Raw genomic sequence first — 18,052 nt, 5'->3', positions numbered from 1 at the left:
TGGCCGGTTTAAATGGGGAGGAACTCGAATGCGGCTGCTGCTGGTCGAAGACGACGACATGCTGGTGGACAACCTGCAATCGCACCTGGCTCGCGCCGGGTTTGCCGTTGACCGCGTCAGCACCGTGGCCCAGGCGCGAGCCCTCGGAGTTCAGGAGGATTACCGCATCGCCGTGCTGGATATGGGGCTACCGGATGGTGATGGCCTGCAGGCGCTGCGTCACTGGCGCCAGAACGATGGTGGCATGCCGGTGTTGATCCTGACCGCCCGTAGCGACTGGCAGGACAAGGTCAACGGCCTCAAGGCCGGCGCCGACGACTACCTCGCCAAACCGTTTCACACGGAAGAGTTGATTGCCCGCCTGCAGGCTCTGCTGCGGCGTTCGGAGGGGCGGGGCGATCCCACCCTGAAAGTGGGCGGCTACATTCTCGACGAGGACCGGCAACGCGTGCAGACCCCGGACGGGGCCTGGCACCCCCTGACCGGTACCGAATTTCGGCTGCTGCGCTGTCTGATGAGCCGGCCCGGCCGTCTGCTGTCCAAGGATGACCTGCTGGAGCAGCTCTACAGCCTCGACGACGAAGCCGCCCACAACACCATCGAAGCCTACGTGCGACGCCTGCGCCGGATCCTCGGCCGCGAGGCCATCGTCACCCAGCGCGGCCAGGGTTACAGCTTCCATGTCCCTGGCTGACCGGCGCTCGCTGCACACCATTCTGCTGCTGTGGCTGCTGCCATTGATGGCGGCTTTCATGCTCGTGGCCTGGTTCATCCATGGCGTGCTGCTGGACCGCATGACCCGAGATGTGGTGCATGAACGGCTGCACCAGGAGGCGCGATTCCTCGAGAAACAAATCCGCCAGCACTACCCCGACGTGAATCCCGCGCTCAACGCCAGCCCCTACTTCGAAGACGTATTCCGTCACGCCTACGGTATCCGGACGCCGGCCCATCGCTGGATGGCGCCGGCGGAACTCCAGTCGGTATTGGGGCCGGCTCTCGACAGCGCCCGACCGGCGCTGCTCAACATCGAGATTCCGGCCACCGATGGCGACGGTGGCGGCCGCTACATCGTGCTGCGCCAGGTGTTCGAGATCGGCGGTGACGCCGTAGTGACCGTGGTGGCCGAAGACCTGGCCCAGCTGAGCCAGAGCCAGCGCGAGCTGCACATCTGGACGGCGTTTGTCGCCCTGGGCCTGCTGGCCGTGCTGATCGGCCTGGTGCTGCTGGCGGTGCACCTGGCGCTCAAGCCCATCCGCCAGCTGCGGCTATCCCTGGAGCAGTTGCAGCAGGGGCGGCGCAAGCGGCTGACCCTGGCGACGCCGCCGGAATTCGACCCCCTGCTCTATCAGATCAACCACCTGCTCGACACGCTCGACAACCGCCTGCAACGCTCGCGGGACGCGCTGGGCAACCTGTCCCACAGCATCAAAACGCCGATTGCGGTCATCCAGCAGGCCCTGGAAGACACCGAGCGGCCGCTGGACGCGCGCTACCGTGCCCAATTGGCGGAGCGGTTGTCACAGATCGACCGCCAACTGGAGGCGGAAATGCGCCGCAGCCAGTTCGCCGGTCCCCAGGCCGGGCAGCAGGCCCATCCGATCGCCCAGGCGCGGGAACTGCTGTGGATGATGGGCCGCCTTTACCGGTCCATTGATTTTGAGCTGCATTCCGAGCTGGCGGAGGATTTTCGCTGGCCCATCGACGAACAGGACCTCAGCGAGATCCTTGGCAACCTGCTGGACAACGCCGGCAAGTGGGCTCGGCGGCGGGTCGACCTGACGATTCACACAGACCAGGGCGCGCTGACCCTGCGCGTCAGCGACGACGGTCCCGGCGTGGCGGATACCGAACGGGCCACCCTCGGCACCCGCGGTCTGCGCCTCGACGAACAGGTGCCGGGGCACGGACTCGGGCTGGCGATCCTGCGCGACCTGGTCGACCGCTATCACGGCGCAGTCACCTTCCGCCGCAGCCCCCGGGGCGGCCTGCAAGCCGACGTGGTGCTGCCGCCCGCGACCGAGTGACGCAGCGCCGGCTCAGTGCTGGCGATCCCCGTAGAGCTGGGCGTAGAGCCCCTGGCGGGCGATCAGATCGTCGTGATGGCCTTCCTCGATGATGTGACCGTCTTCGAACACGTAGGCCCGGTCCGCCTGCTTCACGGCGCTCAGGCGGTGGGCGATGATCAGGGTGGTGCGCTGTTCCAGAAAGGCTTCGAGGGCCTGGTGCAGCTGGTACTCGGTCTCCGCGTCCAGCGCCGAGGTGGCCTCATCGAGGATCACCACCGACGGGTCGGACAGCACCATGCGCGCGATCGCCAGACGCTGGCGCTGGCCGCCGGACAGGCGGATACCCTGGCGCCCGACCAGCGTCTCCAGGCCGGATTCCATGGCCTGGACGGTGCCGTCGAGCTGGGCGATGCGCAGGGCCTCCCAGAGTTCGGCATCGCCATGCTCGCGGCCCAGGGTCAGGTTCTCCCGCACCGTGGCGTTGAACAGGGCGGGATGCTGCAACACCGTGGCCACATGCTCGCGCAGGCAGTCCAGGCCGATGCGCTGCACCGGCACGTCGTCGATCAGGATCTCGCCCCGGGTCGGCGTGTACATGCCCAGCAGGACCTGCACCAGGGTGGACTTGCCGCCGCCGCTGGCGCCGACGATGGCCACCTTCTCGCCCGGCGCCACGTGCAGGTTGATGCCCTGCAGTACCGCTTCCTCGCCGTACTGGAAGTGGACGTCGCGCAGGGTCAGGCTGACCGTATGGCGGTCCCGGAACGGATCCTCCAGGGCGGGATACTTCGGCTCCTCCTGCAGCTGCAGCAGCCGGTTGATCCGCGCCAGTGCGGCGTTGGCGGCGTAGAAGGCGTACTGCATGTTGAGCATCTCCTGCACCGGCGTGAGCATGAACCAGAGGTAGCCGAACACGGCGAACATCATGCCAATGCTCAGGTCGGTGAACAGCACCGCCACCATGGCCGCGGCGCGGAAGGCGTCGACGCCGAACTGGAACAGGCTGAAGCTGGCGCGGGAGGCGGCGTCGCTGCGCCAGGCGAACTGGGCGGCGTGGTCGCGCACGCCGCGGGCACGATCCACCAGGTGGGCCAGGTAATGCTTCTCGCGGTTGGCGGCGCGCAGCTGGTGGATGGCATCGAGGGTTTCGGTCAGGTCACCCTGGAACGATTCGTAGGCGCGGTTCTCCCGGCGCTTCAGTTCCTTGACCCGCTTGCCGATGAGCATGGTGCAGAAAATCACCAGCGGGTTGAACAGCAGGATCAGCAGGCCCAGCTCCCACTGCACCCAGAGCAGCACACCGGCGGTGCCCAGGACCGTCAGGCTGGCCACCAGGAAACGGCTGATCGTGGTCCCCAGAAACTGGTCGATGGTGTCGAGGTCAGTAATGAAGTGGCTGGTCACCGCGCCGGCGCCGAGGGTCTCGTACTCGGCCATGGCGATGCGCCCAAGCCGCCCCAGCAACCGTTCGCGGATTCGGAACACCACGTCCTTGGAGATGATCGAGAACTCCCGCGACTGGGCCACGTTGAAGGCCAAAGCCAGGGCGCGCATCAGCAACGCCACCAGCACCATCACGCCGATGTAGACCACCGGCTGGTGCCACCCCGCCGGCAGGATCGCATCCATCACCGGCAATACCGGCCCCGGTTTGTCGAGCAGCACCTCGTCCACCAGCACCGGCAGCAGCAGCGGCAGCGGCACGCTCACCAGAGTGGCCAGCAGGGCGATGAAGTTGGCGCGCACCAGCCGCGAGCGATGCGCCAGCGCGTACGCCGCGATCTGGCGCCAGGTGTACAGCGGCGGCCGGTAGCCCGACGCGTCGACCGGTTTCAGTGCTGGGTTGTCCGGATTCAAACGACCTCCAGGAAGCTGGCTGGAACACACGCGGCGCCCGTTAACGGGAACGCCGCCCCCTATTCTACCCGACAACGGCCTCCCACCCGGATTGGGTATTTACGAAACTCCAACAGGCGGGGCTCACCCGGCACTGGCCGCCCGAAACCGGGTCTGCCATCATAGCCGGCCCGGAAGGCGTTCAATCACAGGGTCCCGTGAAACACTACTGCCATTACCACCCCAACACCGCCGCCAAGTGGCTGTGTACCCATTGCCAGACCGAGTACTGCGTGGCCTGCATGCCCGATGCCGACACCCACCGGCGTCACGGTCACTGCCCGCACTGCGGCCAGACCCTGCGCTACCTGGGCGCCGGCAAGGAAGTGGAGCCGTTCTGGAACCGGATTCCCCAATTCTTCCGCTACCCGTTCCACACCGACTCTTTGCTGGTGATCGGCATCTGCACCTTCGTGCCGCTACTGTTGCCAGCCAACCTGATCGGCCTGATCATTTTCCTAGTGCTGCTGCTGGCGCTGTTCAAGTACACCTACGCGGTGATCAACCACACCACCGAAGGTCACATGACCCCGCCGCCATTGGCCACCGCTTTTACCGGCTCGGGGTTCAGTATCGCTATACAGCACTGGTTAGTGAATATTCTGGCAGGCGGGCTAACCTATTCGGCCGGTATGGTTGGCGGTCCGTTGCTGGCCCTGGCGGCCACAGCCTTTGTCATGCTGGTGCTGCCGGCCAACGTGATGATCCTGGCGATGGAACGGGAGGTCGGCCCAGCCGTTAACCCGATCAATCTGGTGTCGCTGATCTCGCGCATCGGCTGGCCCTATTTCGTGCTCTACCTGCACCTGATCATGATGGTGCTCGCCAGTGTCGCGGTCGAGGAGTTTGCCTTTCAGAACTTCGCGCCTATGTTGGCCCTGCCGCTGTCCGGTTTTATTGCCGGCACCTTCGCGCTGATATTCTTCCACATGATGGGCTATCTGCTGTTCCAGTATCAGGAGGAACTGGGCTTCGCCAGCGACTTCCAGGACGAGACTCCCGCCCCGGCCCAGGACCGCTCCCGGCGTCTGGAAGCGGACATCGACATGCATGTGAAGGAAGGGCAGTACGATCGCGCCCTGGCGGTCCTGAAATCGGCGGTGAAGTCCAACCCACCCCACCCGCAGCGGGTGGAGCAGCTGTATCGGCTGCTCACGGCAACGAACAACGCCGAGGAACTGATGCGGCATCACCGCATCCTGCTGCACTGGCTGGGCGACCGCCACGAGGGCACGGCGATCGCCGGCTTGCTGAAAACCCTGACCGGGCGCGATCCGGCGTTCCGCCTGGACGATCCCGAGCTGATCGTGCATTGCGCCCGGGCCTTACACTCGCAGGGCGAAAACCGCGAGGTACTGAAGTTGATGCAGGATTTCCACAAGCGTTTTCCCGACAGCGAGCACATCGCCACCGGTTACCTGACCGTGGCCCAGTCCCTGGCCCAGCTGGGCCTGTGGGAAAAGGCCACCGCCTTCCTCAACTTCATCAAGCAGCGCGGCGCCCAGCACCCCCTGCACGGGAAAATCGACGCCTACCTGGAACAGGCCCGCAACCAGCAGCCGCTGCGCGGACCGGCCGCCTCGTTCGATGTGGGTGAATAAGGCGCGTTAGTCGTTCAGGCGCCGCCGGCAGCCGACATCATCTGCCGGTAATGGCGCGCCTTGGGCGCCATGTTGCGCTTATCGAACTCGTCCGCCAGCAGGCGGCACGCCTCCAGGGTCAGGTCCTGGTCACCGGTGGCCCGCAGCCGCTCGAACACCCGTTCGGCGGTCTTGGTGTCGCCGCTGCGCAGGCCCGCGAACAGCACCCGGTTGTGATCCCGCGCCGACAGGGGATGGTGCGGTTGCCCCTTGCTCTGGTACTCCTGCCAGATCTCCAGCATCTGTTCCGGCTGATGCCGCGCCTGGGCCGACGCCATCAGCTCACGCGCCCGCGCCCGATACGTGTCCTGATCCGGCCGCAGCTTGGCCAGGTGGTAGAGGTGTTCGAGCAGCACCGGGCGCTCCGGATAGCGGGTGTACAGGGCCTCGAACTGCAAGCGCGCCTGATCGAACTCGAACCGGCCCAGCAGCGTCATGGCCTGGGCGTAGGCGCTGCGGAAGCGGGCTTCCTGCTCCTCGTCTTCGGGCTCGAAGAAGGTCTCCCTGGGCTGCAGCCAGCTGCGACCCAGCAGCCACACCAGCCCCGCACCCACCAGCAGGCCGCCGGCGTGGGCCAGGTAGGCGACGCCGGTGGCGCCGGCGAAGAAGTAGTCGTAGATTTCCTTGCCGATACACACCGGCAGCAGCACCAGTGCCGGCGCCCGGAAGTACCCGAAATAGAATCCCAGCGAGTAGAAGAAGCGGATGCGCTGGCGTCCGAACAACGCCATGTACATGCCCATCAGGCCGGCGGTGGACCCGGACGCGCCCACCAGGCTCGTGTGCAGGCCCCACTCGAACCCGGCCCAGACAACACCGGACACGGCGCCGCAGGCCAGGTAGGCCAGTAGGAACTTGAGGCCTCCGAGCGCCTTTTCGACGGTGATCCCGAGCACGAACAACATCAACATGTTGCCGATCAGGTGGGCCCAGCCACCGTGCAGGAACTGGTAGGTGATTAAATCCGCCAGGGACAACTCGGCCGGGACCACCCCCGCCGCACGGCCCGACAGGCGATCCAGGTATTCGGTCTCGATGGGCGGGCGATGCGTCAGCCAGTAGGCCCGCTGCTCGCTGTTCCAGATCACGTCGCGGTTGCCCTGCAGGTAGGCGTAGAAATCCGGGTCGCCCATGGCCAGCGCGGCCTGTAACGGCCGATTATCATTGGCCATGGCCTGACGCAGCAGGTCCAGGCGGTCCTGCCGGCCGCTGTTGCCGTCCAGGTTGATCTGGCGCTGCAGATAGGTCTCGTAGGCCGGGGCTTCCAGGCGATCCAGGTCCGCCGCCAGGTAAGCCTGAGTGGCCCGCGCCCCCAGACGGTCGTCGTTACCCTGATAGAACAGGAAAACCAGCAGGCAGGCCAGCATGATGGCCAGCGTCGTCCAGGGTGGCCGACGCCAGTCGACCGAGCGTTCGAGGGGAAGAATCAGCATTCGACGTCCATGATTGCGGGGCGTTCTCCATTGCGCAGGCCGACCTGATCGGGCCGGCTGCCATTTTTCATCACATTTAATCCCATCTCCGGCGTTTTTTCACCACCGCCCTGCCCGATTCCCGCGCTGAAATAGACCCTGACAGACGAGGCGAGCGTGGCCGGCCAATGCCAGGCCCCCGTCCCAACGCGACTGAGCAGGAGTAGGAGAAAAAAGATGAAGCACACACTGTCACACAACGGTAACCTAAGGCGCATTCAATCGGGTGCGTCCCGGCCGGTCCTGGCCGGTTTGCTGGCGGCCGGCCTGATCACCGGCTGCGCCAGCAGTGGAACGGCGGAACCGGAAACCGCCGGGGTCACCGCCGACAACGCGACACCCGCAACGGTGGCCCTTGAGCCCGAAGAACAGGCATCCGACATCGACCATTCGCCAAGTGCAAGCGCCCGGGCTGACGGTCATAGTGAGCCCCAGCCGGACACCGACGTCGCGGCGACACCTGAGGAGAACGACATGACAGTTCTAGTCCTGGATAACCCCGAGTTGATGGCCCGTGCGGCCCAGGTTCAAGCCGCCAGCAAACAGGTGTCCCCGATGCAAGACAGCCCGCGCAAACCGCACCAGATGAAGTTCTATTTCGGCTTTGACAAGCATCGCCTGAGCGACGCCGACCAGGCCGTCCTGCGCGAGCACGCCGAATACCTCAAGGCGCATCCGGAAGTGACCCTGCGCATCAACGGCCACACCGACAGCCATGGCCCCGACGAGTACAACGCCTTCCTGTCACGGCTGCGCGCCACCAGCGCCGCCAAGATCCTCAAGCAGGCCGGTATCGACGGCAACCGCATTGAGATCGTCGGCTGGGGCAGCCACAAGCCGCTGACCAACCCGGAAGACAGCGCCGCCAACCGGCGCCTGGAACTGGAGTACCACAGCGAGCAGATGGCCCGCGTCCAGTAACCCACCGCACCCCGATCCGGTGTGTCGCCCGGCACGCCGGATTGATCGTCCTCCCGGAAATTGCGATTCTTGGCCTCCACAGCAACCTTTGCCAAGGAGACGGCCATGCGCCCTGCGCTTCTCCCCCTCATCCTGACCGCCACCGTCCTTTTCGCCGGCTGCGCCGCCACCCAGGATCCGGCCCCGCGCCACGCCTATGGCGTGTGGCAGAGCGTGCTGCCCTGCGCCGACTGTCCGGGCATCGACACCCGCCTGACCCTGTACCGGCACCCGGACACCTACCGTCTGGAGGAGACCTATCAGGAGCGCGACCCCGCACCGGTGGTGCATGAGGGAAGCTGGGCCTTGCTGCCGCCGCAAGACCCGATGGACCTGGGCCGTGTGCAGCTGGAGGGGGCCAATGAACGGCCGTTACGGAGCTTTCGCCGGCTGCCGGACGGCAACCTGGAAATGCTGGGAAGGGACGGCGAGGCCATCCACTCCCCGTTGAACTACACCCTGACGCGCAAGCGCCTGTCAGAGGGTGACGCGGACCACGTTGGCGAAGGTGAGTAGCGCCATCACCAGGATCGACAGCCAGGTGAACAGCGTGCCGATCATGCGGCTGATGGCGTAACCGCCCTGGCTGCGGATAAAGCCCCAGGCGTGCAGGAGACGGCCGACAATGAACAGCATGCCGACCGCATAGACGTAGTGCACATAGACCCCGTTCAGCTCACCGAGCCCCATCAGGATCAGGGTAATCGGTGCGTACTCCACCAGGTTGGCGTGGGCGCGGATGGCCACCTGGAACGCTTTCTCGCCGTTATCGCCCAGCCCCACCTGATAGCGACGCCGGAACGTGGTGACACGCCAGGCCAGGAACAGCATCAGGATCGCGGTGAATGCGGCGAAAACGGCGGTAACGGGAACAATCATGCTGGGAGCAGCTCCTCTAGGCTTTCTTGATCAGACTGACAATCCATAACAGGAAGATCGCACCCACCGTCGCCGTCACCAGCGACCCGATGGTGCCGTGGGACGACAGCCCCAGCAGGCTGAACAGGAAACCACCGATCAGCGAACCGACGATGCCGACGCCGATGTTGGCCAGCACGCCGAATCCACGTCCTTTCATGATCAGGCCCGCCAGCCAGCCGGCCACACCACCGATGATCAGAAACAGAATCAGGTTCATCGCATTACCCCCTTGGTTGCGAGATCCGGGAAAGAAGGATCCGTATTGCGGCATTGAGCCAGCGGATCAGACCGGCGCGGCAAGCACCGGTTCCATCTCTCATACCGAAGTATTTTTCCAGTAAAGTCAAGCACTCGGCGCACGCCGATTCTCCCGCGCTCGCGTCAGCGAGTACCCCGGACGGGGCACTGATGCCCCTTAACGAGAGTCGGCCGGGGCAGCCGCCAGTTCGCGGATCGCTTCGCTCATCTCGGCGTGGCAACGCTTCATAAGCTCGGGGACATCGTCGGCGGTCAGATGGCGCGTTTCCACCGGCGGCAGGATGCGCAGTGGCACCGGCTTGCGGCGGCCGAGCACACCGCTCGACTGGGAACGGTAGGCCCCGGCGCAGACCATGGTAATGGGCGCACCGGCGGCCACCGCGGCGTGGAAGGCGCCCTTCTTGAAGGATTGCAGGTCGCTGCCGTGACTGCGGGTGCCTTCGGGAAAGATCCAGATGCTCTTGCGTTCGCGGGTCATGGCCTCGGCGGTGGTGCGGATCACCGCTACCGCGCGGGAGGACCGGGTCCGGTCGATCAGGATGTTGCCGCCCAGCCAGAACACCTGGCCGAAAAAGGGAATCCAGCGCAGCGACGCCTTGCCCACCGCCACGGTGCGTTTGGGCAGCAGGTCGCCCATCAGGAACAGATCGTCGTTGTGCTGATGATTGGCGATGATCACCGTGGGCCGGTTCTGGGGCATGTTCTCGTAGCCGTCCAGGGGACGGTCCAGCCCCAGCACACGCCGCCCGGTACGCGCCACCATCGCGCCCAGGATACGCGTGTTATCGGGGTTGAAGGGGCGGGCCAGGCACAGGAAAAAGCCCAGGAAACAGAGAAACGGCACGGACAGCCAGGCCAGCAGCGCGCGCATAAAACGCATCAGGAGTCGCTCCCATACAGATTAAAAAACGCACAGCCGTGCGCCAAAAGCCGCATAGGATAACGATCCGGCCTGTCGAAGGGAACTCCTGCCGGGCCCGGGACAGGGCCGCAACGAGGCTAGGCCAGCATGCGGGCCATCTCGCGGCAGCGCTGGCAATGGGCCGCGGTGCAGGTCTCGTAGTCGTGCAGCACCAGACCGTAGGTATAATTCACATCCGCACCCCGACGCTGGGCGTCCTTGTCCTGGATATAGGAATACGCCGCCACCTGGGCCTGCTCGAAGGATTCGAAAGGCCCCAGGGAACGCTTCTCACGCGTGGCGAAGTACCAACGTCGCCCCACCGCAAAAAACCGACTCGACCGGGGCGGCAGAGGCCCCCGTTCTCCCTGTCGTTTCTGCAGGAACATGACACACTCTCCCTTTTATGTACCCATCAAATTTGAGCCCGAATCGGACGATTGTCAAACAAGGTTAAAGTACGGTCATACACCGCGCTTGGACCGCCCTCCGCCTCTAGCCGGGAAAGGCCGCCAGCGTCCCGGCCGTGGCGGTTTTCCCGACCTCATCCAGCCCCCGGGCTTCGATCACGTAACGCATGGGCCCGTGGGGATCGAGGGCATCGAACGGGTAGCAGGTCACCAGGATCAGGCGGTCGTCAGCCCCCGGCTCCACGGCCAGGCGCGCGTGGCGGCTGTCCACCACCCGTTCGCTCACCACTTCGTAGCGGCGCCAGGTCCCGTCCAGGCCCTGCACCTCTACCGGGTCGCCGGTGCGTATCTCCTGCAACACGCTGAAATGGGTGTCCCGGTGCCCGGCCAGGATAACCGTACCGCGATCTCCCGGCGGCGCCGAGCGGGTCACGTGGCCGGGCCCGAACGCCAGGCTCTCGCCGTGGGTACCGGACAGGATCACCAGCGGCTCGCCGGCGCCCGGCAAGCGCAGGCGGCCCACCGGCCAGGTATCGGCCCAGGGCCAGGGCCGGGTGACCTGCTGCTCCGCCTGACTCTGGGCCCAGGCCAGGTTGAGCAGTTCCTGCGCCAGTTTGGCCTTGAGCGGAATCCACAGCCCCATCAGCAGGACCACGGCCGAGGCCAGGGTAAAGGTCATCAGCAGGCGCATCACGATCCCACCCTCCGGCGCGCCAGCAGCACGCCAAAGGCCGGCATCAGCCCCGCCAGGCCGATCAGGATCAGCAGGTTCGACGCGGTGGCGGTCTGTGGATAACGCAGCATGCCCGGCGTGCTGCCCGCCGGCAGCAGGGTCGGGACGTCTTCGGCGGCCAGGCGGTCCGCCTGCGTGCGGGCCGGCGTCTGGTCCACGGCGACGAAACTGGTGTAGCGGGTGACCAGGCCGTGCTGCAGGGCCAGCGGCGTGACCTGCTCCCGCACCTCGTCCTCATGGGCGCCGTGGATGCGGGCGTCCATCAGCTGATCGATTTTCTGCCGCGCCCAATAGCGATGCAGGCCCTGCCCCGGCGCGGCGGAGGCCAGCGGCAGGCTGCGCTCCCAGGGGGTTCCGTCCGGCAGCTCGCCACTCAGGGTCAGCTCGCCCTCCGCTTCGGCGTCGCGCGCCACCAGTACCAGCGGCTCCCCCTGGAACAGGTCGCCCGGGCGCTCCGGCAAGGCCTGCGCCTGGCCCGGCCAGTCGGCCTTGATATGGCCGAGCACTGTTGCTGCCATGCGCTGCAGCAGTCGATCGAGCTGGCTGGCCACCTCGCCGGCGTTGCCGATGGACGTGTAGGTGCCGCGACCGAATCGGGCCGCTTCGCGCATGAAATGCATGTTGGGCGCGGTGCCGATGCCCACGGTGAACAGGCGACTGGCACCCAGTTGGTCGCGGATCTGGCCGAACAGGGCCGACTCGTTGCCCACCGCGCCGTCGGTCATGAACAGCACCTGACGCACTTTCGGCCGTTCGTCCGGGACGTCAGCTCCGCCGATGCGCAGGGCCCGGTCCAGCGCCGGCGCCATTTCGGTACCGCCGTTCGCGGCCAGGTTGGCGGTGTACTGGCGGGCGGCGCGCAGGTTCGACGGCGTTACCGGCCGGGCGTCGCCGAACAGCGCCGAAGTCTGGCTGTTGAACTGGATGATATTGAAACGATCGCCGGACTTGAGTGTGTCCAGCCCGGCCAGCAGCGCGCTGCGCGCCTGGCGGATCGATTCCCCCGCCATCGAGCCGGAGGTGTCCACCACGAACACCAGCTCCCGGGACAGCGACGGGCCGCCGCCCAGGCCCGGCACCATCAGTGCCAGCACATAGTCTTCCCCTTCATACTGCTCGCGGAACACCGCCGCCGTCGGCGCCGCTCCCCGCGTGGGCTGCCAGCGGACGACCAGGTCGCGATCCATCAGCACGCGGCCGCCCTGGGGACTGACCTCCACCTGCTCGCCCCGGCGCACCGTGTCCAGGGCGTGGGTCGGGCTGAGCACCTGGTCGATGGGCAGGCCCGCGTTCAGGGTCAGCGTGACCCGGGCATGATGGCTGCCCGCCGGCACGTCGCCGGGATTCACAGTGTAGGGGCTGATGGCGCCGGCGTCCGGCACCTGGCGGGTGGGTACCGCCCAGCCACGGCGCCAGTCCAGATCCTCCGCGTCCGCTTCGGTGGGCTCGCCGGGCATGTAACGGGGCGTCAGGGTGGTGGGCAGGCGCAGCTCGAACTCGCCGTCCCGGTAGGCGACGGCCTGCTGGTAGCGCAGTTCCACCGTCACCGTCTCGCCGGGCGGGATGTTGGCCACCCGGGTGGTGAACAGGTTGGGACGCTGCTGCTCCACCTGGGCCGCCTGCTTGCCTTCGCGGCGGGCCTTCTCGTACGTCTTGCGGGCGGCCTCGCGGGTCTGGATCTCGCCCACGATCACGCGCTCGCCGATGTGCAACTGCATGGCGTACACGGTCGCCTGCTCCGGCAGCGGGAACACATAGGTGCCCTCACGCCAGTCGTCGCCGGTGTTGCGGAACGACTGCTTGAGGCGGGTGTCGGCCAACAGGCCGCTGACCCGCACCCGGTAGTCGGTGTTCAGGTTCAGGGCGGTTTCGATCTGGCCACTGGGTGTCATCAAACGCAGTTCGCCGGTACCGGGCGCTTCGCTGGCGCGGGCGGCGGCGGACTGGAGCACGAAGAAAAGCGCCACCGCCAGCCACAGGCTGATGCCTTCCAGGCAGCGGATGGTACGTCGACCGGCACGACGGCTGGCCGTGATGCGGGTCCGGGTTGGGGACAGGGTTGGCACAGCGGATTCCCTCCTCGATGGTTTTGTGCCATTGAAGCGCCGGGGAAAGGCAATCCGGTGGATGAATCCGTGCAGAATGGGACCCAATCGTGATCAATTGTGGCAATGGCGCCGCAAAACCTTGCGGGGCCGGCGGGGCATGTTTAAATAGCCCCAGACGCGACGCCGGCCGGATACGGCCGCTGCCAGGACAGCGACTGCCAAAATTACGGAACCAAGAGCCAAGCCATGAAGCGCCACATCGTACTCGTCGAGGACGAGCCCGCCATCCGCGAGAATTACCGGGACGCCCTGGAGCGTCGCGGCTATCGGGTGTCCGTGTTCGCGGATCGCCCCAGTGCCCTGGAAGGCCTGCAGGGACCGCTGCCGGATCTGGCCATCATCGACGTGGGCCTGGGCGAGGAAATCGAGGGCGGATTCGACCTGTGCCAGGCCCTGCGCCAGCGCTCGCCGGTGCTGCCGATCATTTTCCTCACGGCGCGTGACAGCGACGCCGACTCGGTGGCCGGCCTGCGCCTGGGCGCCGACGACTACGTCACCAAGGACATGAGCCTGGACCACCTGTTCGCGCGCATCGCCGCCCTGCTGCGCCGCGCCGATGCCTGGGCCCAGACCAGCCGTCACAGCGACGAGATCCTGCAACGGGGACGCCTGAGCCTGAACGTGGACCGCATGACCGCCGCCTGGAACGACGGCGCCGTGGAGCTGACCGTCACCGAATTCTGGATGCTGCATTCGCTGGTCCAGCACCCCGGCCACGTACGCAACCGCACCCAGTTGATGGAAGCCGCCAACACGGTGCTGGACGACAACACCGTCACCTCCCACATCAAGCGCATCCGCCGCAAGTTCCAGCAGGTGGACCGCGAGTTCGACGCCATCCAGACCGCCTATGGCTTCGGCTACCGCTGGAACGCCCATGAAAGCTGATCCGTTGACGGGAGCCCGCGGATGCCGCGCCTGACCCTCAAGCGCCAGCTGCTGCTCGCCTGTCTGCTGATCCTGCTGATTCCCTGGGCGGGCCTGCAGTTTGTGCTGGAACTGGACGAGGCGCTGCGCGACCAGGCCCACGAGCAGTTGGCGCGCCAGGCCCAGCGTCTGGGCCGGTTGCTGCCCGCCCAACCGGCGCTGCGGGCGCTGCCCGGGCCCGGCCAGCGCGTGCTGTACGCCCAGGCGCTGGACCGCCCGCTTTACCTGGACGGCTACGGCGACGACTGGCCGAGCTGGGACGAGGACACGGATTCCGCCTACGATCATCCCGTCAGCCCGTCCGATCCGGTGCAATGGCGCGCCGGCACCAACGCCCAGTCCCTGTACCTGCTGATCCGCGTGCGCCAGGCACCCGGGCGCTACTTCGACCCGGGCCGGCCGGACCGGCCCCACGCCCACATCCGCCTGTTCCTGACCCTCGACGGCCAGGCGCTGACCCGGGAGATCCGCACCCCCGCGCCCGGCCCGGTGGTGGCCGCCGCCGGACCCGGCGAGCCGCGCGAGGCACGCGTCAACGGGGTCTGGCAGGCGACGTCCCAGGGCTACCAGGTGGAGTTGCAGATGCCCCGTCCCGACCTGGGAACCGCGGTTGGCTTCGAAATCTGGCACCCGCATCCGGACATGGCCGACGGCTACCGGGTCCTCGGCGACATGGGCCACGACGCCCATCAGCGACTGCCGCGCCTGCTGTATCCGGACACGCCGCTGCAACAGGCCATCCAGCCGCTGCTGGCCACCGGCCAGCGCGCCCTGCTGCTCGACGACCACGGCTGGGTCATGGCGGATACCGCCGCGCCGCTGCCGGAAGACGAGACCGATTTCGACGCCCTCGGCCCCTGGCAGATCGTCGAACAGATCGCCCTCAACGGCCTGCGCGCCCTGCTGCGCCACTTCCAGCCGGACCCGGTACAGCTGCCGGAAGCCGCGCCCCGCTATCGGGCCGCGCAGTGGCCGGACAGCGGTCTGGTGCGCCACGGCGACAGCGAGTCGGCGCTGGTGCAGACGCTGACACTGGAAACGGCGCGGGGTCGACCGGTGACGCTGGTGCTGGAGCAGTCCCTGAAAGACATCCTGGCGCTGTCGGGCGACGCCCTGGGCCGGGTGATTGTGCGCAGCGTGCTGTTCGTCGGCCTGCTGGTGCTGATCCTGCTGGGCTACGCCAGCTGGCTGTCCTGGCGCATCACCCGGCTGCAGCGGGCGGTGGCCGCCACGGTGGACGCCGATGGCCGTCTGCTGCGGCGCATGCCGGACAACCACGCCGGCGACGAACTGGGCGAGCTGTCACGCCAGTTCGGTGTGCTGGTGGACAACCTGCACGGCTACACCGACTACCTGGAAAGCTTCGCCCGGCGCCTGTCCCACGAACTGAAGACGCCGGTGGCGGTGGTGCGCTCGTCGCTGGAGAACCTGCGCCACGACGTGCCGGCCGCCGCCGACTCTCCGTACATAGCCCGCGCCGGCCAGGCCACCGACCGGCTCAGCCAGATCCTGCAGGGCATGAGCGAAGCCGCGCGGCTGGAGAAGAGTTTCGAGCAGGTGGAGCCGGAAGTGTTCGACCTGGCGGATGTCTGCCACCAGGCCACGGCGGCCTACCAGAGCCTGGACCCGGACCACGTCATCCGCTACGAGGGACCGCAGTCCGGTTGCCGCATGACCGGGTCACCGGAGCTGATCGTACAGTTGCTGGACAAGCTGGTGGACAACGCCCGGGATTTCACGCCGGACGGGGAACTCATCGAAGTGCGGCTGGAGGAGCACGGCCCGGACTGGCACCTGGAGGTGTTCAACGCCGGCCCGCCGCTGCCGGAGCACCTGACCAGCGAGATCTTCAGCCCCTTCGTATCCCTGCGCGACGGCCCCCAGGACGGCCATCTGGGTCAGGGCCTGCAGATCGTGCGGCTGATCACCGAGCACCACCGGGGCCGCGTGCGGGCGCGCAACGTGGACAGCCCGGCGGGCGTGGTGTTCGACGTCATCCTGCCGCGCAGCGACTGAATCAGGCGACGCCGCGGCGGAAGCTGGCCAGGAACGCGGCGGCCGCGACGAACAGGCCGCCGAAGACACGGTTCATCACCTTCTGCTGCGACGGCCGGCGCATGAAGCGCAGCAGTTGGCTGGCCAGGGTGGCGTAACCCACCATCACCACGATATCCACCACGATCAGGGTCGCGCCCATGATCAGGAACTGCAGCGCGTGGGCCTCGCCCGGCACGACAAACTGGGGGAACAGGGCGATCAGGAACACCGTGGCTTTGGGGTTGGTAATATTGACCAGCGTCGCCTGCCAGAAACGCTGCCCGGCCGGCGGCACGTTGTCGTCACCGGCGGTGACCGGAATCGCCGGCTCCCGCCACTTCTGGATGCCCAGCCACACCAGGTAGGCCACGCCTACCCATTTCAGGACCAGGAACGCCCAGGTGGAGGACGCCAGCACGGCGCCCAGCCCCACGCCCACCAGCAGGATCTGGATGCCATAGCCCAGTTGCAGCCCCAGGATAGCCGGCAGCGACTGACGCACGCCGAAGCGCACGCCATTGCTCATGGTGTTCACGGCACCGGCGCCGGGGGACACGCTGATCAGGACGGAGGCGATGAAGAAGGCAAGCCAGAGGTTGGCGCTCATGGGGCAATCCTGCGGAAATGGAACGAACGGTAAACGACCAGTTTGCCCGGAGCACGCCGCCCCGGCAAGATCTGTCGCTTTTTGCTAGCCTGTGCCTTCCCACTCGCTGTAACGCCCACGGACTGGGCAGGAGAACGCAGGATGCGACGCACACTGATCGCGCTCGTGCTGGGCACGGGCGTCTGTTCACCAGTGGCGGCGGAGATCTACCGCTGCCAGAACGACGCCGGCCAGGTGGTCTTCTCCGACGCCGCCTGTGCCGACAACGCGCAAACCATTGAGGTGCACCCGGTCACCACCGGCGGCCGGCTCGATACCGGCACCGACGTGGAAACCTGGCAACCGGAACCCGCCAGCCAGCGGTCAGGCCGCGATGACGGCTGCGACCAGGGTTATATCCAGTCCACCCGTTTACGCACCCTGCGTGCCCGCCGCCAGGTGTCGACCGGCATGAGCACCGAGCAGGTGCGCTATATACTCGGCGACCCGGACCGTCGCGACGGCCACTGGTGGATCTACACTCACCGCGGCGAGGAAACCGGGCGCTACCGGATGAAAGACGGCTGTCTGGCCAGTTGGCGCTGACACCCCGACGGTGCCAGCGCCGACGTCATCAGCCGCGACGGAGGCGACGCACGCCCAGGCCCAGCAGCCCCAGCCCCAGCAGGGCCACGGAAGCCGGTTCGGGCACCGATGCGGTGGGGTCATCCGGGTTGGAGGCGTCATCCACGCCGTCCAGCCAGACGCTCCAGTAGGAGCCCTTGCCGGTACCGTTGGCGGGCTGGTCCCAGTCCGCCAGGGTGACCGGCACCTGACCGTCGAAGGCAAAACCCTCGTCCAGGGTGTCCCCGACGACGAAGTTGTCGTAGGTGGCCACGGTGAAGATATAGTCGCCGGCGGCCAGACTGCTCAGGGTAAACCCGGAGTCGAAACGGGACTGGGTGCCCGGGTTCACGCCGTCGTTGTCATCGTTCTCGTCGATCAACATGCCATCGCCGGTCCACAGGGCGGTGATGGGGTCGAAGTTGGCGCCGGACAGGAACGAGTCGGTCCAGACACGTACGTCGGTGGCGTCCTCCTCCAGGGAGAAACCAATCTGCACCACGTCGTTGTGGTACTCGATATCGCCGGTGAAATTGAAAAGCGCGGCCTGGCTACTGGCCGCCATCAGGC

The 18,052-nt window shown here is 66.8% G+C and carries 18 protein-coding genes; 8 read left to right on the top strand and 10 right to left on the bottom strand.

Annotated features, from left to right (window positions below; genetic code table 11):
- The first annotated feature begins 28 nt into the window (after positions 1-28).
- Both GQB00_RS18265 and GQB00_RS18260 read left to right on the top strand, forming a co-directional pair.
- Complete coding sequence (locus tag GQB00_RS18265; protein ID WP_111497058.1) at positions 29-694, top strand: response regulator transcription factor; 666 nt, start codon at positions 29-31, stop codon at positions 692-694.
- A complete protein-coding gene (locus GQB00_RS18260; protein WP_165857342.1) occupies positions 681-2,027 on the top strand; it encodes a sensor histidine kinase in 1,347 nt (448 codons plus the stop codon). The genes GQB00_RS18265 and GQB00_RS18260 overlap by 14 nt, the downstream gene beginning before the upstream one ends.
- Positions 2,028-2,039: 12 nt before the next feature.
- Here the strand turns inward: GQB00_RS18260 and GQB00_RS18255 are convergent, their stop codons facing one another.
- A complete protein-coding gene (locus tag GQB00_RS18255; RefSeq protein ID WP_165857472.1) occupies positions 2,040-3,845 on the bottom strand; it encodes an ABC transporter ATP-binding protein in 1,806 nt (601 codons plus the stop codon).
- Positions 3,846-4,063: 218 nt separating this feature from the next.
- Here GQB00_RS18255 and GQB00_RS18250 point away from each other — a divergent pair, with 218 nt between their 5' ends.
- Positions 4,064-5,506 carry a DUF4013 domain-containing protein gene (locus GQB00_RS18250; RefSeq protein WP_323127305.1) on the top strand — a complete coding sequence of 481 codons (1,443 nt, stop codon included), beginning with the start codon at positions 4,064-4,066 and terminating at the stop codon, positions 5,504-5,506.
- 14 nt (positions 5,507-5,520) lie between these two features.
- Here the strand turns inward: GQB00_RS18250 and GQB00_RS18245 are convergent, their stop codons facing one another.
- On the bottom strand, positions 5,521-6,978 hold the full coding sequence (locus GQB00_RS18245) for a rhomboid family intramembrane serine protease (RefSeq protein ID WP_165857341.1): 1,458 nt from the start codon (positions 6,976-6,978) through the stop codon (positions 5,521-5,523).
- A gap of 216 nt (positions 6,979-7,194) precedes the next feature.
- On the opposite strand from GQB00_RS18245, the gene GQB00_RS21910 reads away from it, so the two are divergent.
- Both GQB00_RS21910 and GQB00_RS18235 read left to right on the top strand, forming a co-directional pair.
- Positions 7,195-7,938: an OmpA family protein gene (locus GQB00_RS21910; RefSeq protein ID WP_228160638.1), complete on the top strand. Its 744-nt coding sequence runs from the start codon at positions 7,195-7,197 to the stop codon at positions 7,936-7,938.
- A 105-nt stretch (positions 7,939-8,043) separates the two neighbouring features.
- On the top strand, positions 8,044-8,493 hold the full coding sequence (locus GQB00_RS18235) for a copper resistance protein NlpE (protein ID WP_165857340.1): 450 nt from the start codon (positions 8,044-8,046) through the stop codon (positions 8,491-8,493).
- Here GQB00_RS18235 and GQB00_RS18230 read toward each other — a convergent pair.
- The 6 genes from GQB00_RS18230 to GQB00_RS18205 form a co-directional block, all read right to left on the bottom strand.
- A complete protein-coding gene (locus GQB00_RS18230; RefSeq protein ID WP_165857339.1) occupies positions 8,455-8,856 on the bottom strand; it encodes an MAPEG family protein in 402 nt (133 codons plus the stop codon). The genes GQB00_RS18235 and GQB00_RS18230 overlap by 39 nt on opposite strands.
- A gap of 16 nt (positions 8,857-8,872) precedes the next feature.
- On the bottom strand, positions 8,873-9,115 hold the full coding sequence (locus GQB00_RS18225; RefSeq protein ID WP_111497063.1) for a GlsB/YeaQ/YmgE family stress response membrane protein: 243 nt from the start codon (positions 9,113-9,115) through the stop codon (positions 8,873-8,875).
- A gap of 198 nt (positions 9,116-9,313) precedes the next feature.
- A complete protein-coding gene (locus tag GQB00_RS18220) occupies positions 9,314-10,036 on the bottom strand; it encodes a lysophospholipid acyltransferase family protein (protein ID WP_165857338.1) in 723 nt (240 codons plus the stop codon).
- A 119-nt stretch (positions 10,037-10,155) separates the two neighbouring features.
- On the bottom strand, positions 10,156-10,446 hold the full coding sequence (locus GQB00_RS18215; protein ID WP_111497065.1) for a DUF6316 family protein: 291 nt from the start codon (positions 10,444-10,446) through the stop codon (positions 10,156-10,158).
- A 106-nt stretch (positions 10,447-10,552) separates the two neighbouring features.
- Positions 10,553-11,158, bottom strand: coding sequence for a class GN sortase (locus tag GQB00_RS18210; protein ID WP_207950873.1), 606 nt, complete (start codon positions 11,156-11,158; stop codon positions 10,553-10,555).
- On the bottom strand, positions 11,158-13,266 hold the full coding sequence (locus GQB00_RS18205; protein ID WP_323127304.1) for a marine proteobacterial sortase target protein: 2,109 nt from the start codon (positions 13,264-13,266) through the stop codon (positions 11,158-11,160). Before GQB00_RS18205 ends, GQB00_RS18210 begins: the two co-directional genes overlap by 1 nt.
- A 228-nt stretch (positions 13,267-13,494) precedes the next feature.
- On the opposite strand from GQB00_RS18205, the gene pdsR reads away from it, so the two are divergent.
- Together pdsR and GQB00_RS18195 are read left to right on the top strand one after the other, a co-directional pair.
- Positions 13,495-14,196: a proteobacterial dedicated sortase system response regulator gene (gene pdsR, locus GQB00_RS18200; protein ID WP_111497067.1), complete on the top strand. Its 702-nt coding sequence runs from the start codon at positions 13,495-13,497 to the stop codon at positions 14,194-14,196.
- Positions 14,197-14,217: 21 nt separating this feature from the next.
- Entirely contained in the window at positions 14,218-16,251 is a 2,034-nt protein-coding gene (locus tag GQB00_RS18195; protein ID WP_228276901.1) for an ATP-binding protein, read from the top strand.
- 1 nt (position 16,252) lies between these two features.
- Here GQB00_RS18195 and rhtB read toward each other — a convergent pair whose 3' ends face one another.
- The gene (rhtB, locus tag GQB00_RS18190; protein WP_165857336.1) at positions 16,253-16,879 is read right to left on the bottom strand and encodes a homoserine/homoserine lactone efflux protein; all 627 of its coding nucleotides are present in this window, start codon (positions 16,877-16,879) and stop codon (positions 16,253-16,255) included.
- Positions 16,880-17,020: 141 nt separating this feature from the next.
- Here rhtB and GQB00_RS18185 point away from each other — a divergent pair, with 141 nt between their 5' ends.
- Positions 17,021-17,464 (top strand): DUF4124 domain-containing protein, encoded by a 444-nt coding sequence (locus GQB00_RS18185; protein ID WP_165857335.1) that lies wholly within the window; start codon positions 17,021-17,023, stop codon positions 17,462-17,464.
- A 28-nt stretch (positions 17,465-17,492) separates the two neighbouring features.
- On the opposite strand, the gene GQB00_RS18180 is transcribed toward GQB00_RS18185, so the two are convergent.
- Positions 17,493-18,047 carry a DVUA0089 family protein gene (locus GQB00_RS18180; RefSeq protein ID WP_228276897.1) on the bottom strand — a complete coding sequence of 185 codons (555 nt, stop codon included), beginning with the start codon at positions 18,045-18,047 and terminating at the stop codon, positions 17,493-17,495.
- Positions 18,048-18,052: the final 5 nt, after the last annotated feature.

Origin of the sequence: Marinobacter sp. JSM 1782161 (assembly GCF_011421605.1) — a bacterium.
GTDB classification, from domain to species: domain Bacteria; phylum Pseudomonadota; class Gammaproteobacteria; order Pseudomonadales; family Oleiphilaceae; genus Marinobacter_A; species Marinobacter_A bohaiensis.
This window is presented reverse-complemented; position numbering and strand designations above follow the sequence as displayed.

What these genes read in the sequence shown, in the direction of transcription:
- GQB00_RS18265 (WP_111497058.1), top strand. Translation starts at nt 29, where the DNA reads ATGCGGCTGCTGCTGGTCGAAGACGACGACATGCTGGTGGACAACCTG.
- GQB00_RS18260 (WP_165857342.1), top strand. Translation starts at nt 681, where the DNA reads ATGTCCCTGGCTGACCGGCGCTCGCTGCACACCATTCTGCTGCTGTGG.
- GQB00_RS18245 (WP_165857341.1), bottom strand. Translation starts at nt 6,978, where the DNA reads ATGCTGATTCTTCCCCTCGAACGCTCGGTCGACTGGCGTCGGCCACCC.
- GQB00_RS21910 (WP_228160638.1), top strand. Translation starts at nt 7,195, where the DNA reads ATGAAGCACACACTGTCACACAACGGTAACCTAAGGCGCATTCAATCG.
- GQB00_RS18235 (WP_165857340.1), top strand. Translation starts at nt 8,044, where the DNA reads ATGCGCCCTGCGCTTCTCCCCCTCATCCTGACCGCCACCGTCCTTTTC.
- GQB00_RS18230 (WP_165857339.1), bottom strand. Translation starts at nt 8,856, where the DNA reads ATGATTGTTCCCGTTACCGCCGTTTTCGCCGCATTCACCGCGATCCTG.
- GQB00_RS18225 (WP_111497063.1), bottom strand. Translation starts at nt 9,115, where the DNA reads ATGAACCTGATTCTGTTTCTGATCATCGGTGGTGTGGCCGGCTGGCTG.
- GQB00_RS18220 (WP_165857338.1), bottom strand. Translation starts at nt 10,036, where the DNA reads ATGCGTTTTATGCGCGCGCTGCTGGCCTGGCTGTCCGTGCCGTTTCTC.
- GQB00_RS18215 (WP_111497065.1), bottom strand. Translation starts at nt 10,446, where the DNA reads ATGTTCCTGCAGAAACGACAGGGAGAACGGGGGCCTCTGCCGCCCCGG.
- GQB00_RS18210 (WP_207950873.1), bottom strand. Translation starts at nt 11,158, where the DNA reads ATGCGCCTGCTGATGACCTTTACCCTGGCCTCGGCCGTGGTCCTGCTG.
- pdsR (WP_111497067.1), top strand. Translation starts at nt 13,495, where the DNA reads ATGAAGCGCCACATCGTACTCGTCGAGGACGAGCCCGCCATCCGCGAG.
- GQB00_RS18195 (WP_228276901.1), top strand. Translation starts at nt 14,218, where the DNA reads ATGCCGCGCCTGACCCTCAAGCGCCAGCTGCTGCTCGCCTGTCTGCTG.
- rhtB (WP_165857336.1), bottom strand. Translation starts at nt 16,879, where the DNA reads ATGAGCGCCAACCTCTGGCTTGCCTTCTTCATCGCCTCCGTCCTGATC.
- GQB00_RS18185 (WP_165857335.1), top strand. Translation starts at nt 17,021, where the DNA reads ATGCGACGCACACTGATCGCGCTCGTGCTGGGCACGGGCGTCTGTTCA.
- GQB00_RS18180 (WP_228276897.1), bottom strand. Translation starts at nt 18,047, where the DNA reads ATGGCGGCCAGTAGCCAGGCCGCGCTTTTCAATTTCACCGGCGATATC.